A 700-nucleotide genomic window follows, 5' to 3' on the forward strand; every position below is an offset into this window, starting at 1 on the left:
CCGGCAACGGCGGACGCTCCACCGCGTCCCCGGCACCCTCACCCCGCTTCAGAGAAGAGGTACACCCCCATGCGTACGCGCACCCTCCTCACCCTCACCGCCGCCGTCGCCGCCCTCGGGCTCGCCGCCCCCGCCTCGGCGGCCGACACCCCCGTCCTGACCACCACCGACGGCGCGGCCGTCGCGGTCGGCGACGTCCTCAACGCCTCCCTGGCGAGCGGCACCGCCGCCACCTTCTACTCCAGCGCGACCGGCACCAGCGGCATCTCGTGCACCTCGTCGGCGTTCGCCGCCACCGTCACCGACAACCCGGCCGCTCCCGGCACCGCCACCGAGTCCCTGACCTCCCACACGTTCGACACCGGCGGCTGCACCGCCAACGTCGTCGGAGTGCTCGGCGTCAGCGGCATCACCGTCGACAACCTGCCCTACACCGCCGCCGTGTCCTCGGACGGCACCGTCTCCGTGACCCCGGCCGCGGGCTCCGTCATCCAGTCCACCGTCAAGCTGCGCACCCTGCTCGGCACCATCAACTGCGTCTACCGGGCCCCCAGCCTGACCGGCAAGGCGGACAACGCCGACAACAGCATCTCCTTCACCAACCAGCAGTTCACGAAGGCGTCCGGCTCGTCGCTGTGCTTCGCCAACGCCTTCTTCACCGCCAAGTACGCCCCGGTGACCAAGGGAGGCGTCGCCGTCA

At 71.7% G+C, this 700-nt stretch carries 1 protein-coding gene; it reads left to right on the forward strand.

Going from position 1 to position 700, the window contains the following annotated elements:
* Positions 1–69: 69 nt before the first annotated feature.
* The coding region (locus CCL05_RS42115) for a Tat pathway signal sequence domain protein (protein ID WP_086565801.1) at positions 70–700 on the forward strand (631 nt) is incomplete at its 3' end.

Source organism: Streptomyces africanus, assembly GCF_002150735.1.
Lineage (GTDB): Bacteria > Actinomycetota > Actinomycetes > Streptomycetales > Streptomycetaceae > Streptomyces > Streptomyces africanus.